The 15755-nt window shown below is 61.2% G+C and carries 9 protein-coding genes; 1 reads left to right on the top strand and 8 read right to left on the bottom strand.

Features of this window, described 5'->3' with window-relative positions; all coding sequences use genetic code 11:
- Positions 1 to 220: 220 nt before the first annotated feature.
- A complete protein-coding gene (locus AC6H4Z_RS23885; RefSeq protein WP_497544481.1) occupies positions 221 to 514 on the top strand; it encodes a hypothetical protein in 294 nt (97 codons plus the stop codon).
- 80 nt (positions 515 to 594) lie between these two features.
- Here the strand turns inward: AC6H4Z_RS23885 and AC6H4Z_RS23890 are convergent, their stop codons facing one another.
- From AC6H4Z_RS23890 to AC6H4Z_RS23925, 8 genes are all read right to left on the bottom strand, one after another.
- Positions 595 to 4446, bottom strand: coding sequence for a DUF4175 family protein (locus AC6H4Z_RS23890; RefSeq protein ID WP_497544482.1), 3852 nt, complete (start codon positions 4444 to 4446; stop codon positions 595 to 597).
- A gap of 25 nt (positions 4447 to 4471) precedes the next feature.
- Positions 4472 to 6556 carry a BatA domain-containing protein gene (locus AC6H4Z_RS23895; RefSeq protein ID WP_497544483.1) on the bottom strand — a complete coding sequence of 695 codons (2085 nt, stop codon included), beginning with the start codon at positions 6554 to 6556 and terminating at the stop codon, positions 4472 to 4474.
- Positions 6557 to 7516, bottom strand: coding sequence for a DUF58 domain-containing protein (locus AC6H4Z_RS23900; protein WP_497544484.1), 960 nt, complete (start codon positions 7514 to 7516; stop codon positions 6557 to 6559). It abuts the gene before it with no gap.
- A 5-nt stretch (positions 7517 to 7521) separates the two neighbouring features.
- Positions 7522 to 8553, bottom strand: a complete 1032-nt coding sequence (locus tag AC6H4Z_RS23905; RefSeq protein ID WP_497544485.1) for an AAA family ATPase — start codon at positions 8551 to 8553, stop codon at positions 7522 to 7524.
- A gap of 159 nt (positions 8554 to 8712) precedes the next feature.
- Positions 8713 to 9564, bottom strand: a complete 852-nt coding sequence (locus AC6H4Z_RS23910) for a DUF4159 domain-containing protein (protein ID WP_497544486.1) — start codon at positions 9562 to 9564, stop codon at positions 8713 to 8715.
- Positions 9561 to 12236 (bottom strand): tetratricopeptide repeat protein, encoded by a 2676-nt coding sequence (locus AC6H4Z_RS23915; RefSeq protein ID WP_497544487.1) that lies wholly within the window; start codon positions 12234 to 12236, stop codon positions 9561 to 9563. Before AC6H4Z_RS23915 ends, AC6H4Z_RS23910 begins: the two co-directional genes overlap by 4 nt.
- Positions 12233 to 13264 carry a hypothetical protein gene (locus AC6H4Z_RS23920; RefSeq protein ID WP_497544488.1) on the bottom strand — a complete coding sequence of 344 codons (1032 nt, stop codon included), beginning with the start codon at positions 13262 to 13264 and terminating at the stop codon, positions 12233 to 12235. Before AC6H4Z_RS23920 ends, AC6H4Z_RS23915 begins: the two co-directional genes overlap by 4 nt.
- Positions 13261 to 15594 (bottom strand): hypothetical protein, encoded by a 2334-nt coding sequence (locus AC6H4Z_RS23925; RefSeq protein ID WP_497544489.1) that lies wholly within the window; start codon positions 15592 to 15594, stop codon positions 13261 to 13263. The genes AC6H4Z_RS23920 and AC6H4Z_RS23925 overlap by 4 nt, the downstream gene beginning before the upstream one ends.
- Between the last annotated feature and the right edge of the window lie 161 nt (positions 15595 to 15755).

Raw genomic sequence — 15755 nt, forward strand, 5'->3', positions numbered from 1 at the left:
GAGTGTTCGGCCGAGTTTTTGCTCCCCTCTTGATGTCGATCGACGAGGATGTCGTGTGACCAGCCGCCCTATGCGGACTGGTCTGTTTGGCTTGGCCGGTGGCATCCAATCTGCCTTGATGTAGCGGCACGAAGCGAAGACGCTGCCCGACGCCGGGATGGATCGCGAGGCGTATGCGGCGAGAGAATGCGGGCGGCGGCGATTTTGGGGGCGTTGACGGATGAGAATTCTGGTGGACGCGAGCGGAACGGAATGGACGGTCTTCGAGGTGAAGCGAGGAGCGGGCGCTAAGGATCGAATGTCGTATTTGCCGGAGCAGTTCGGCGACGGCTGGCTCTGCTTTGAATCGCGACTCGGCAAGCGGCGCCTGACGCCGATCCCCGCGCGATGGCGCGAGTTCGGCGACGAAGAAATGAGTCGCCTGCTGGCCAAAGCAATCCCGGTGAATCGCACTCGGGACAGCGGTGATGTGCCGCGCGTCTCCGACGAGGACGAACCTCGCGTGCAGGGCTGAAGGCCTGTATCGCAGAACCAACAAAAAGCGGCGCCCAGAGAATTGGGCGCCGCTTCGTGTTCGCGTATCGCTCTACCCTGCTACGGCTGCTTGGGCGGCGTCGTGGGTTTTCCCTTTCCAATCGAGCGATAGTACTCCTCGACGTTTTGCCTATACGCAGCGGGCACATCCCCGGAGCGCTCGAGGAGGACTCGCGTCGAATCGGATTCCCCAAGCCGGCGTCGCAGGCCGAATTCGAAATCTTTAAAGCCCTCGATGGTCTTGGACCGCAGATCAGCGGCCGTGCGCGTGTCCACCAGGTTCTGCGGATTCACCATCTGCTTCAGATTGTCGATCGCCTGGTCCAGCTCCTTCGTCGGCACGCCTGTGCGCGCGAGTTCCTGACGTAGGGCCTCGGCGTCGTTCAACCGCTGCTGTGCTTCGCGGCTGAACTGCTGCGCATCGTCAGTCGAGAGCCGTCCCTGCGGGAGGCGACCACCACCAGGCATTCCGCCGGCGTTCGGGTTGTTGCCGCCGTTGGCCATCTGTCGGCCGCCCTGCTGACCATTCTGCCGCTGCCCTTGGCCCTGTCCCTGGCCTTGCCCCTGACCTTGGCCTTGTTGTCCTTGGCCTTGTTGTCCTTGCTGCCCTTGGCCCTGTTGGCCTTGCTGACCTTTTTGGCCCTGCTGACCCTGGCCCTGTTGCCCTTGCTGACCCTTTTGGCCTTGGCTCTGCTGTCCTTGCTGTCCTTGCTGTCCTTGCTGTCCTTGCTGTCCTTGCTGTCCTTGCTGTCCTTGCTGGCCTTGCTGGCCTTGCTGGCCTTGCTGGCCTTGCTGGCCTTGCTGGCCTTGCTGGCCTTGCTGGCCTTGCTGGCCTTGTTGGCCTTGTTGGCCTTGTTGGCCTTGTTGGCCTTGTTGGCCTTGTTGGCCTTGTTGGCCTTGCTGACCGTTGTTGCCCTGCTCCGTTCGCTGGCGCATACGCTCGTCCATCGACTGCAGTCCGCGCACGAGATCGCGCGCCTTGTCCACAGCCTGCGACTGCTCGCGCTGTCCGTTGGCCGCCTGTCCCGCGGCAACAGCCTGCTGGATCTGCTGGCCGAGGTTTGAGATGTCGCCTGCGATCTGCTGCTCCGCCGTGTTCAGCCAATCCGGCGGCGCCGTGCGTGTCTGCTGCTGCGTGTACCGCAACTTCTCCTCGACCTTGCGACCGCGAAGCGTATCCGCCGCCGACTCGAGCGCGCGAGACATCCCCTTCTGATCGCGCTTCGAATCGAGAGCCATGCGATCGAGCTTGCCCTTTAGATCTTTCACCTCGTCGGCCATCGCCGCCTTTTGTCCGGCGATCGATTGCTGGAGGCGCTGCTGCTCGCTCGAACCGGCCTGCGCCTGCCCAAGCTTCTGTACATCGGACTGAACCTGTTTCTCCTGCTCGGCAAGCTGCTGCGCCGCGCGTTGCGCGTCGTTGATGTCTCTGCTCGATCGACCATTCTTTTCCTGGTCCAGCAGACGACGTGCATCCTGCAGGCTGTTCAAAGCCTGTGATGCGTCACCGCTGCCCTTCTGACCATTTGCGGCCGCTTTGCGCATGGAGTTCGCCGCGTCCTGAAGACGACGCGCCGCGTCGGCCAGCGTCTGCGACTGTTGCTCGCGCGCAAGACGCTCGAGCTGACGCGCCTGCTCCTCTGTCTGCTGTGCCATGTCGCGCTGACCCTGACCGCCCTGCGAACCGGACGAACCCATCTGGCTGAGGCTGTCCGCCTTTCGACGAGCGCGGTCATTCTCCTGCTGCTGTCGCGCGGCGAGCTGCTTCAGCTTTTCCGCAGTCTCGTCGACCTGATTGTCGGACTGCTGCTGTTGCTGACTCTGCTGCTGTCCGCGCTGAACCGTTTCGTACTGATTCCGCAGACGGTCGCGCTGCAGTTCGAAGATGTCGGCGAGATCCTTGGCGTCGGTACGCTGGCCGCCACCTCCGCCACCGCCACCGCCCTGATTCATCGAAACCTGAATCTCTCTGAATACGGCTTCGGCCCGTTGCAGCTGCTGGAGTGCGCGCTGTTCCGACGAGAGCGCGCCCTGCGGCGATCCCTGCGTCAGCGTCTTCTCCGCGGTGTCCATAAACGCGGCAGCCTTGGGCAGAATCTCGCCGATCTTCTTCCAGTTGGTGTCCGACGTCGAGATGCCGCGCTCGACTAGACGATTTGCCAACTGGCTCGTCTGCTCGCGGAGCCGCTGCTGTGACAGTCGCAGCGTCGCCAGATTCTCGTCGAGTGTTTTTTTATCGGTCTGAGCGCTATCACGCGCGGTCTTGAATGTCGCCGCGATAATCTCGCGCTGTTTCTGCGACAGCTGACCCGCGTCATCGGGCTTCTGTTGGCCACCGCCTCCGCCACCACCGCCACCGCCTTGCTGTTGGCGATAGTCGTTCTCGTACGGCCGCACGGTCAAGAAGTAGATGTCGGTCGAGGCTTTCTGCGCGCCACTCACCGCGTTGTTGTCCGACGCGCGCGCGTAGTACGACACGACGTCCCCCGGCTCGAGCTTGAGTCCCTCGAGCATGAACGTGTAGCCAGCCGAGATGTCGCGAATGGCGCGCGTCCCGTCGTGCAATGGAACCGCACGTTCTGGACTGCCGTTCACCGAATACACGAGATCGAGCTTGGCAACGCCGTAGTCGTCTTCCGCCTTCGCCTCGGTGTAGACCTCGTCCACCGAGAGGACTTTTTCATCACGGCCTGGCTTGATGAAGTGAACAGTCGGCGGACGATCTGGCAGTACGTCGATCGTGTAGTTCAGCGAGCCGGTCACCATCTTTCCGTCCGGCCCCTGCAGTTCGACTTTATAGAAGCCGGGCTTCTGCACGCGCAACATCGCCATCAGGCGACCGTCGTCACCCGGCACGAGTTTCAGTGTATCTCCGCCATCGACGACGATTCGACCACCAGCCGTCGGAACAGTCGACGCGATTCGAATTCGCACCATCGTTCCGGCGAGCGCCGCAATGTCGCCGGTACTGTCGATGTCGAGCGGCTGGAGCTGCGTGTACGCCGGATAGCGATACTGTAAATCCATTCGCTTGACGTACGGCAAATTGGAAACGTCGATCACGTACGTCGTCGATCGCACGCCATTGGCTTCGACGGCGTACTGCGTCTTGCCGGCAATATCGAACAGCCGGAACGCATAGCGCCCTGCACTATCGGGCAGCATGGGTAGGCGCGTCCAGTTCGTCGAATCGGCACTGCGCACCAGGAGCTCGACGTTGTCGGACTGGAAGCCGCGCAGCCGGGCCTCGATCAACTCGTCGCCGCCCTTCGCGATCGTCGCGTTACCCGGATCGACGGCAATGCTGAACAAGCTCACCGGCTCAGCCGTGCTCCATGGCGTGGTGATCAGCTTCACGCCGTGCCGCAGCACCTGTGGACCGAGCGCCGTGAAGAGAATCGCGGCGAACATCACTGCGGCGAGAACGCCGCCGTTGAGCTTCAACTCGCCAGCGTCAATCGCGCGACCGTCGCCGGCCTTATGTACTCGCTCGAGCGCGTTGCGCGTCAACCGCTCCATGATCGCCGGCGAACGTAACGCTGACGTCTGCCCCACGGCCCCGCTCTGCAGCTCGACCGCCGTGATCACAGTCGCACGCAAGCTCTTCTCGTGTTCCTCGAGATACAGCGCCACCTGGTCGTCGCGGAATTTCGGCAGGAGCGGTTGCACGACGAACCGAACGACGATCGCGATGATCGCCACCGCAGCCACGATTCGCGCTCCGAGGACGGCGCCATCGGTGTATTTCAGAACGCTCATTGCGTACGACGCCACGAGCAGCACACCCCAGCTCGCCGCTACGGCGATCGCTGCACCGCGCAACGCACGCTTGGCTCGGTACCGGTTCCGAACTCCGCGCACGACTCCGAGGAGTTGCGACTGTTCCGACGGAAGTCCGTGAATGCTTTCCATTACGCCCCCCTTTGTTGCTTCGTCGTCAGGACGACGAAACGCGCGATAGCCGGTTGGACATCGCGGTTTCGGCAGCCATCAACAACAGCGCGCCGACCAAGAGATACCACCAAATTTTTTGACGACCTTCCTGATCCTGCGGCGTCGCGGTGCCGAAGTCACTACCAGGCAAACGCTGCCCATCGAGTGCCGTCACCGCCACCACGATATCCTGCGGATCGAGATGCGATAGATCCGACTCGGCCGGATCGACATTGACCGCGATCGGGCGGCCACTGCCAACCGGCGTGTCGTGTCCGCCGAGCTCGTAAAAGCCCTGTTCGTGTAGTGTCGCCAGGTGGTTCGGACCCGTCGCGGTCAGCCGCTCGCGCGACCCAGAAGGCGCTTGTAGTCGAAGCTCGCTCAAGCTGTCGGCAGCGCGGCCAGCCGTGAACTGCGCCGTCAACTCACCGTGACGAGAGAGATCGACGACGTCGCCAGCGATGAACCACGGACGCGGATCCGCGTAGCGTCCAGCGTGCTTGCCAAGTTGATGCACAAACGGGAGAAAGACCGGCTGGAGCGGCAAGTTCGTCCAGTAGGGATCGAAGCTCGACGCCCAGATCAATACTTTGCCATTTCCCACAGTGCGCTCAACGAGCGCCGGTGATCCATCGTCGAAGCGCGCCGACACACTCGCACCGGTTGCCGGCGTGAGCGCACGATATCGATAGAACTTTGCAGTCGAGAAGTCGCCGCTGCGCGGCGCATTGAATAGTTCGAATACCGGATGTGCGTAGTCGATCGACGACAGCGTGCCACCTGCATCTACCGTACGATCGGTCACTGCACCGATCGTCGCGGGAAGAACGCCACGCCAGTCCGGACTCCACGTTTCTGTGCGGTTGGTGCCTGGAACGATCACGAGACCACCGCCACCATCGACCATCGCGCGCAGCCGAGTGCCAACGGCGCCGCCCGGCGGATCGACTTCGTCGAGGATCACGAGCGCGCGTCCGTCGAAATCGCGGGGCGTGAGCGTATTCACCGGCTTCTCGTCGACGCGGAATGACGGACGGTCGCCGATCGCGAGCGCTCGGCTCAGGAACAATCCCTGGTTTGCGCGTGGATTCGCCGGCTCGACGACGAGCACCGGCACGGCTTCGTCCGGCGCGATCGTGAAGTTCAGCACGTCGTTCTGCGTGAGCGAGTCTGGCGTGATGCGCACGACTCCCTTTGTCGCTCCACTCGGGACTGCGATCGAAGTGAACGCCACCTGCTGCGCGCCACGCGCCGGAATCGGCACAGGCTTCGTCTGAACGTCGCGTCCACCGATCGAAAGCGTCGCCGACACGGTTTTGGGTGCCGCGCCGGTATTGATCAATCGAGCAGCGACCGTCACGTGGTCACGATCGCCAGTGCTATCACGGCTCGTCGTCACCTGCGCAACCGCAACATCCGACGCCGCTGTGCCACCGAGGTCGATCGGCGTGATCGTAGTACCCTGCGGGAACGTGATCTCGTTCCGATTCGCCCAACCAATCTTCTGATAGTCGGAAATCAGCACGACTTCGCGACGCGGCAGCGTCGACGCCGAGATGATCTGCGATGCGAGCTTGAGCGCTGGCGCGTATTTCGTGCCTTCGGACGTGAGCTTCGTTGCGTTGATTGCGGCAACGATGCGATCGGGCGTTGCCATCGGCTCGCTCGCGACAGACGCGTCGCCAGCAAAGACAACCAGCGTCGCGCGATCTGTGGCTGAGAGTCCGCTGACGGCCTTTTTGGCGGCGTCACGCGCCTTGGTCCAGCGGTCGGCGTAACCCATGCTCGATGAATGGTCGAGCAGAATCACGAGTTCGCGCGCACCAGATCCAGTGATCGCCGCCTGATGTCGTTGGAAGAATGGCCGAGCAAACGCGGCGACGAGTAGAGCGATGGCGACGCAGCGGAGAATGAGCAGCAACAGATGGCGAATCTTCTGCCGGCGCACCGACCGATACGGAATACGCTGCAGAAACATCAGCGACGGAAACTCGACGACGACTTTCCGTTCCCGATTGATCAGATGAATGATCACGGGAATGGCGATGGCAGCAATGCCAGCGAGAAACGCGGGCGCGAGGAAATTCATCTACCGCACCCTGTTGAATCGCTGACGCGCGCCGAGATAGCTGAACAGCGCCTTGTCGAGCGGCTTGGATGTGTCGAATAGCGCATAGTCCGCGCGCGCCTCGACGATCCGCTTCGAGAGTGCGGCGGTGTGCTCCTTCATAAGGTCCTGATACTGCTTGCGCAAATATTCTGGAATGACGGGCATTTTGGTGCCCGTTTCCATGTCGATGAAGTTCGTCGCATCGGTGAACGAAAAATCGAGCTCTCGCGGATCGAGGAGATGGAACACCATCACGTCGTTCCCGCGACCGCGAACGTTCGCCAACGCGCTGATCACTGAATCGGGGTCTTCGTAGAAATCGGAGATGAGCACAACGAGACTTCTGCGCCGAAACGTCTCCGACAACTTTTGCAGCGGTGCAAATAGAGTCGACTTGCCTGGCGCCGCCTTGGCATCGCGCGCGGCGTGCTCGATTCGATCGAGCGTGTGCAGCACGAGTCGCAGATGCTTCGCCGACGGCGGCACATACTCCACGACGTCGTGATCGATCGTCGCCAACCCAACGCGGTCGCGCTGCAGGCTCGAGAAATACGCGAGACACGCCGCCATGTAACAGGCATACGTCAGCTTCGAGAGTCGCCCTTCTTCCGGCCCGCCCGACTTGTATCGCATGGAAGGCGACACATCGAGGATGATCGAGAAGTTCGTATTCGTCTCGGCCTCGAACTCCTTGAGGAAGTACTTGTCCGTGCGCGCCCACAGCCGCCAATCGATGCGACGAATGTCGTCGCCGGGCATATAGGATCTATGCTCGGCGAAGTCGCTCGATGCGCCAAGATTCGGCGACTTGTGGAGTCCGTTGATGAACCCCTCGACGACGGTCTTGGCGAGCAGCTCCAGATTCCCGATCCGCGCAAGGACGCTCGGATCGAGGAAGGATTTCTGTTGCTGCTGAGAAGCGGGTGCGACAGACGTCATCAGCTCTACATCCCCGACTTCGGAATCGGTACCGCGGCGAGCAGCTTCTCGATCACCTGATCGGACGTGACCTTCTCCGACTCGGCGTGGAAGTTCATGAGCACGCGGTGACGAAGTACCGGTTTGGCGAGCGCACGGATGTCCTCGAAGCTCACGTTGTACCGACCGTCCATGAGCGCCCGGGCCTTGCCGCCAAGAATGAGATGCTGCGGCGCGCGCGTGCTGGCACCGTACGCCACCCACTGTTTGACGAAGTCAGGCGCCTTGGGACCGGGGCGACTCGTGCGAGCCAGACTCACGGCATAGCGCGCGACGGCATCAGCGATCGGCACGCGACGGACGAGTTGCTGGAACGCGACGATGTCCGCACCGGTCACCGCGTGCTGGAAACGATGCGACTGCACCGACGTCGTTGATGTCGCCACCTGCACCTCCTGATCTTCCGGGAGGTATTCCATCACAATGTTGAACATGAACCGGTCGAGCTGCGCTTCCGGCAGCGGATACGTACCTTCGAGCTCGATCGGATTCTGCGTCGCGAACACATGGAAGGGCTCTTCGAGCTTGAACGTTTTGCCCTGCACCGTCACGCGATGCTCCTGCATGGCCTCGAGAAGCGCAGACTGCGTCTTCGGCGGCGTGCGGTTGATTTCGTCGGCGAGAACGATGTTCGCGAAGATTGGTCCCGGCGTGAACACCATGTGGCGACGCCCAGTGTTGGGATCGTCCTGAATGATGTCCGTGCCCGTGATGTCGCTCGGCATCAGGTCGGGCGTGAACTGGATACGCGAGAACTTGAGATCGAGCACCTGCGCAATGGTGTTGATCAACAACGTTTTTGCGAGACCAGGCACACCGACGATCAGACTATTGCCGCCCGTGAACAGCGACAACAGAACGAGTTCGATCACGTCCTCCTGTCCAACGATGAGCTTATGAAGCTCGGAGACGATCTGAGCGTGGCCGGTTTTCAGGCGCTCGGCCAACGCGATGTCGTCGGTCGATTCCAATGCAGAGGTTCGGATCGTCGTCGCCATAGATTTTTGTTGGGCGCTAGGCACTGGGCGCTAGACGCTAGAAACAAGGACTTGGGTTATTTGTGGACCGCGATTGCCGTGCGCAACATGAAACTGCGATCCGTCGCGGGTACGTCGACGGAGCAAACCACACCAAGAGTTCTGCCGAATTCCTAGTGCCTAGTGTGTCAGAGCGTAGATCACGTAATTGACCCCCAGTTTGTATGTCTCATTCGCCGCGGCGATCGGAACGAAGCCCGACGCCGACCACTGCCATGATTCGCCGATGTCATTGTCGACATTGGCAATCATGATCAGCCGCTTTTTGGGGTCATTGTCCTGATAGATGCCCCAGTACGTCGGCAAGTTGTTTCCGTACGCCGACGTGCTGCTCACCGCCGCCTTGAGATCGATCTTGAAGAACGAATCGAAGATCGGCTCGGTTCCCGTGAGTTGAACCCATTTCGCGCCTGGCAGTGCGCGAGCAACCTGCTGGCGCAAATTGGTCCAGTCGTAGTTCCCGTTCCAGCCCTCACGGAAGTCATCGAAGATCATGAATCCGCCCTTGAGGAAGTACGCGCGAAAGCCGGCGACCTCCTTCTCGGTCGGATGCCAGCCGCCAGGCTCGGACATATAGCTGACGGGATATTTGAACAGAGTCGGATCGTCCAGCGAAACGAGCGCGCTACCGAGAATCGGGCCGGCCTGCACAAACGGACGCACCGAGCTGATGTCGCGAAGAATTTTCACGAAATTCTCTTCAGCGTCCGGATAGTCGTGCGACCAACCGGGACCTTCACGACCGGACCAATGCTCGTAGCCGCGATACTTGATGCGCGCGAAGGTGAAACGCCCGTCATACTCGGGGTTTCCGTGAAACAACGGATGCTGATAGAACTCGTCTGGGCTGCCAAAGTAGCGGTTGAAGCCATTTCCACCGCCACCACCGCCGCCTCGTCGCTGTGCTCCAGCATTTCCGGCCATGACCGCGCAGGCAAGTGCGGTCACGGACAAGGTTCTGACAATGCTCATGGGTTCCCCCCACTGTTGGGTCGAACACGAGCGTCATAGAGCGTGAGCAAAAGCGTCTGCGCGCGCTCGAAATTCGGTGCCTCTTCCAATGCACGCAGCACGCTGGTGCGCGCATGCGTATCGTCGCCAAGCTCATGCTGTGCGAGCGCGAGCTGGTAAAGTGCGTCCGCGCGATCGACAGGGCCGAGCGCAACGATCGCCGCACGTTCTCGCACCACCGTCGGCTTATCGCCGGCTGCACGTGCAAGACCAGCAAGCCGCTGATGAAGTGCAATGTCGAACGGATTCACGAACATGGCGCGATCGAGTGCATCGGCCGCACCGCGCGAATCACCGAGCGCTTCGAGCAGGTCGGCGAGTGTTACGAGCGCCTTTGCATTCGTCTCGGTGAGGGTCATCCATTTGATCAAGACATCGGCCTGCTTGCGCTTGTCACCCTTCTTCTCGTAGGCCGTGGCAAGAAGCGCGTACGGGCTATCGTCGCCCCCGTATTCGGGGAACATCGTCCGCGCCTTTTCGAGCAGAGGAATCGCATCGTCGACTCTGTCCTTGGCGAGCAGCCCCATGCCCGCAAGCAACTGAGTGCCGAAGTCATTCGGGGCCGAATTCGCCGCTTTTAGGAAATCCTCGGCCGACGTCGCACGCGAGAACGTCGGCGGCGTCTCGGTCAGCGAACCCAGCACACCCACGAAGCGCGTTTTCAAATAGTCATCGAACTTCTTGTCGAACGCCTTGATGTCCGTGTTCAACACGCGCTGAAAAACCTGCTCGGTCGTCGCGCCTTCCTTATATGCCTGCAACATCTTCAGAATGGCAGGCTCGCCCCAATCGCGTGCGATCAACTCACAGACGAGTGACGCCTGGTAATACGAAAACTGAACCTGTCCCGGATACGCTGGATGCATGAATCCATCGTTCATGCGGCTGACCGGAACGAGCTTGCCCGCCTTGAACGCCGCGAGAAAGTCGGGCGTGACGTTGAAGCCCCAGCCCGGCCGTGCGTGATGCTCCTCGTAGACCGACAGGCCCTCCGAGAACCACCGCGGAATTCGGTTGTCAGTGCTGCCAAGCGTGAAGGTGTGCGCCAGCTCGTGCCACACCGTGGAGCCCCAATTGAACGGACCCGCGTCCTTCGCCGCTGGCGAATCGAACGCCAGCGTCGTTCCAAAGCTCACGCCGAGCGCGCCAAGTCCGGCCAGACCAACAGTACGCACCGAGAAGTCTGCGTGGCTGCGATACACCTCGATTCGAATCGGCGGCGGCGGCGCGTACGCATACTTCTTCGAGAACGTCGAGTACGCCTGCTCAGCCAGATCCTTTAGATAGACCGACAGAATAGGCGACTCGGTCTTGTCGATCATGAACTGATAGTGCTCGCTCGGCACGAGATCATAGTTCTTATATGTGTCGAGCAAATCGAGCGTATTCTTCACCCAAACGTTGTACGGATCGCCGGCGAACGACGTCTCGAGACTCTTGCGCCCCTCGGCGATCTGGCCGAGGCGCATCTGATTCATTCCAAGCACGCTCCACGCGTGCCAGTCTTTGGCATCCAACGCAACGGCCTGCTTGGCGAAATCGGCGGCGGCGCGATACAACCGAACCTGTGCCGACATCTCAGCGAGCGTCGTAAAGAGATCCGAATCGTTCGGGTTTTGCGCAGCTGCACGCGAACGCATTGTCTCGAAGCCCGCCTGATCGTGCGTGAGATACTTGATCGCCGCAGCAACAGCGAGGGCGCGCTCCGAGGTCGGATTCACTTTCAGCGCGCGGTCGATGTCCTGCTGCGCCTCGGCATACGCCTCGAGATCGACAAGCGCTTCCGCGTGCAACGTACGCGCTTCGACGTAGTCTGGATTGATGTTCAGCGCGGCACGCAGCAGCGAATCGGCGCCAGACTGTCCGTCTGCCTGAAGCCGCATCGCCGCGCCGAGTAGCGCGCGCGGATTGTTCGGATTCGTCTGCAGGACTTCTTCGAAGCTGCTCTGTGCCTCGGCGAAGTTGTACTTCCGCAGAAACAGCTCGCCGAGTTTGACTCGAGCGTCGGCATTTGACGGATCTGTGGTCAGCGCGCGATCGAACGCTTTGAGCGCATCCTTGAAGAGCTGCGGATCCTTCGCGCCTAGATATTCGACGGCGGTAGCGACGGCAACGAGGTCGTCGCTGCTGAGATTCGCACCGGCCGAGGCATTGTAGACGTCGATGAAGTGATCGAACTCCTTCATCGCGCGATCTCGTTCACCGCGATCGAAGTGGAGGACCGCGAGATTCAGCGCCGCAGTGAGACTGTCCGGCGCATGCTGCGCGGTTGCGCGAACGAATGCGCTCTCTGCCGCGGCTCGCTGGCCGCGCATGAGCAGTACTTCGCCGAGCGGATTCCAGAGCGCGCTGCCGCCCTTCGCCGTCGTAGCGCGACGCGCAACGCGCTCCGCGTCATCGAGCTTGCCGGTCATCACGTACGCTTGCACGAGATCGCGCTGGGCGTCGATCCACGAGCTGTCGCTGACCGGAACTTTCGAGAGCAACGTGATCGCTTCCTGGTATCTGCCAGTGCGCAACGCGTCGTGTCCGTCGTCCTGCGCCTGCAGCATTGCCGGGGCGAGCGCGAGTAGAGCGCACCCCAGAATACGCCGAGCCTTTCCATTATTAGTGACCCACGCTCCGCGCATCATGTCTTCCGTCCTTCGATCTCGCGGATCGTCTTTGCTTTGCGAGCGAGCTGCACGAGCAGACCTTCGAGTGCATCGTCGTAGGCGTCTGGCGTCATCGACGCTTTCTTCGTTCGCAGCACGTCGATCTGATCCTCGATGCCGAACTTGTCCTTGTACAACGCGGCTAGCTGCGGATCGCTCGCGCCCGCCTGCGTCGCGAAGCCGCCATCGAAGAAGAAGCGTCGCGCCAAGATGCCTTGTCCTGTTTTACCATCCGGATCGGCAACGCCCTCTTTCGTGCCCATGTCATCGAGCTGCGCGTGTTCAGTCTGCAGCCGTGTGTCATTCTCGTAGAGGCGTTTCGTTTCGACCACGGCGTAACGGAATGCCTCGAGCAGCGAAACACGGCCGTCCTTGTCGGTATCGGCGCCGTCCTTGACGAGCGCGTCGACGAAGTACTGCGCGAAGTGCGATTCGTTTCTCTCGAACGCACTCTTGGTCGCGGTGATGATGACGCGATTTGGCGCAGCGAGTACGGGAATCATGTCGCCGCTCGCGCTCGTGAGATTCACGAACGCCACCTTCTGGGTCGGAAAGCGGCCGAGCAGCAGCGCGAAGTCGCGTGCGCTCAGATCCGGGCCGGGAATACTGATCTTGGTCTCAGGGCCTTCGCCGCTGCCGTGACCGATCAACACGACGATGACCTGATCGCCTCGACCCGCACGACCCGCGAGCTGATTGAATGCTCGCTCGATGTTGACCTTCGTCGATTGCCCACGATAGTGCGGCTTCGTGGAGACGCTATCCTCGCCGAACCACTGCACCTCGGCGTCCGGAATATTGAAGCGCTTCGCTGCCGCGTCCGCGAGAGCCTGCGACAGTTTCGCGAACGAGTCCGTGTATTTTTTTTCACCGCCGAGACCCCCGACGATGATCAAATGCGTTTGCGCGGGAAGCTGGATGAGAGAAGTGGCAAGCGGGAACAGCGCGAGAAGGGCCGAGCGCGCAAACGCTCGTCCCAACGTCCACTGCTTCTGATTCCCGCTCATGCCAATCCTCGCGCTTTGCGGTAGGCCCACTCGGCGCTTACCAGCGCGACGAGCAGCAGGAAAATCGCGGGCATATCCCACAGATCCATCTGATTCACGACCGTGACACCGTGCTTGCTCAGCGCAACGTCCTCTGGGAGCGTGTTTGCCGTAGCCGGCGTGTAGTATTTGCCGCCGGTTTCGCTCGCCATTCGCTTGAGCAGCGGCGCGCGCATTTCCGCATCGAAGTATTCCGTGTTCAGATCGGCGACGCGTAAGTAGGTGGTATCGCCGGCTGAACCACCCGTCGGAAACTGTGCGTCGACGCGGACTGAATAGATGCCTGGCTGCTCGGGCGTGAACGTACCACGATATTCACCGTCGCGATCGATCGCCCAATCGAGCTGAATGTCTCGCTTGAAGCCGCTGTCGCTCGTCAGATGTGCAATGACCTTCGCGTCGTTGCGCGCGATGAACAGGCTGTCAGCAACCGACGCGCGAATCGAAATCGGATTCTTCGGATTGGCCTGATCTGTTGGCAGGGTCACGACGACGCGATTCGGAACGTCCGAGGTCAGCCATCGCAGCATCTGCCGCCAAAAGCGCTCGAAGGTCTGATCGTCTTCCTTCGCCGCTGGATCCATCTGCCAACTCCACGAATCTTGAATCGGCAACGCGATCGATAGACCGCGACCATAACGCTGGTAGACAAGCACCGGCTGCTGATACGACGACAACGGCGCTCCGGGCTCGCCAGCGTGACCGCCAGGGACGAGAGAACCGGAGATGAGCGTCACTGCGCCCGGCTTCACGTCGCGAATGCGATTGACCGTCGTCACCGCGGGCAGCGTGCCCCAGCGCAGCACGGATGCAGCCGGAGTCGCACCAATCTGCGCGACGGCATGGCTCGCTCCCGCCGGCGTCAACGCCACCTTCAGGTCGGCGAAGAACGTCAGCGAATCGGCAACCGCACTCCCCGAAACCGTAACGGGCATCACGTCGGCGAGCGGCGTTCCAGCGTACCCACCTTCAGAGAATGCTCGACGTCCACCGAGCATGAGCAGGCCACCACCGCGAACGTTGACGAACTCTGCGAGCATCGCCAACTGGTCATGCGTGAAGAAGCTCGCCTCGATACTGCCGAGAATCACGGCGCGATAGCGGAATAGCTCGGCGCGCGTCTTCGGAAAACCACTCGACAGGTCGCTCTCGCTGTCGACGTTCAGTCGAAGGAATTTGTTTTCGGCGGTGCGCTGGAGTGCGACAAGCTGAACATTCGAATCCGCTTCCACCGCGGCGCGAATGAAGCGCATTTCGTAGCGCGGCTCGCCTTCGACGTAGAGGATTTTCTCACGGCCGTCGCGCACGTCGACCAACGCCTGCTGTGCGTTGTTCTGTTCGACCTGTTCGCCGGGCTGCAGAGGAATACGGAAGGTGAACGAGCGCGGGCCGGCATCATGTGCCGCGACTGTCACGCGTACCGGTGCAACGTCGCCTTCAGCCGGAAGCGTGATGGAATCGCGCGAAACGATCCGACCTGCGTCTTCGACGACGAGCGGAACCCGCGCGCCGGCGTAGCCGTGCTGTCGAATCAAGAGATCGGCGACCAGCGCGCCACCCTTGAGCACCGAGTGCGACGCTTCGACGCGGCGAATCTCAATGTCCTTGTCGAACTTTTCCGCGCCAAGCCCAACGGCGAAGATCGGCACCGACTTCGAACGCAGCGACAGCAGTTCGTCGCCGAACGGGGCGCGTGAATTGTCGGCGCCGTCGCTCAGGACGACGAGCCCGGAGAGCGGCACTGCATCGAGTTCCTGGCGCGCCTGCTCGATCGCCGCGCCAAGGCGAGTTTCGCCAGCGTTGAACGACAGATCGGCTACGCTGTCGACGCGCTGTGCGCCTGACGAAAAGCGGAATAGCCGAACAATGAACTTTTGCTTGAGCGCTTTGAGCAGCGCGCTATCGGGTCCACCAAACGCGTGCTCGACCCAATCGGAACGAGCCTTTCCGTCGCGATCGGCAATTCGCATGCTTCGTGAATCGTCAACGAGCACACCAACGTAGTTGCGCTGCGGAACGGCCGCCGATAGGAGCAGCATCGGACGGAACAGGCACATCATGAGCACGCCGAGGGCGGCAACTCTGAGGGTGCCGAGCACCCAGCGATCGCGCTTCGAGCTCTTGCCGCGAACTCCGCGGTAGCTCAGAATCGCCGGAACGCCGATCGCGGCGACGGCAAGCAGCAGAATCACGACTGAAAAGGGCGCGCCAAAGGCGACGTTGCCCTTCGCGAACTCAGTCGGCCTGTACTTGAACAGGAATTGAAAAATTCCTTCCAACCAGTGCGTCATGACCGCCGCGGCTATTGGCTAATGGCCATTTGCTATTAGCTATTGGCCGACAGCCTGAGCCGACAGCGAACAGCCTACCTTCTTAACTACGACGCGGACACCGTCAGGGTTGAGACACGACGGTCGACCGTATCGTTCCTCGAACACACGTCTCTCTACAC

The sequence above is a fragment of the Leucogemmata humicola genome, assembly GCF_055379415.1.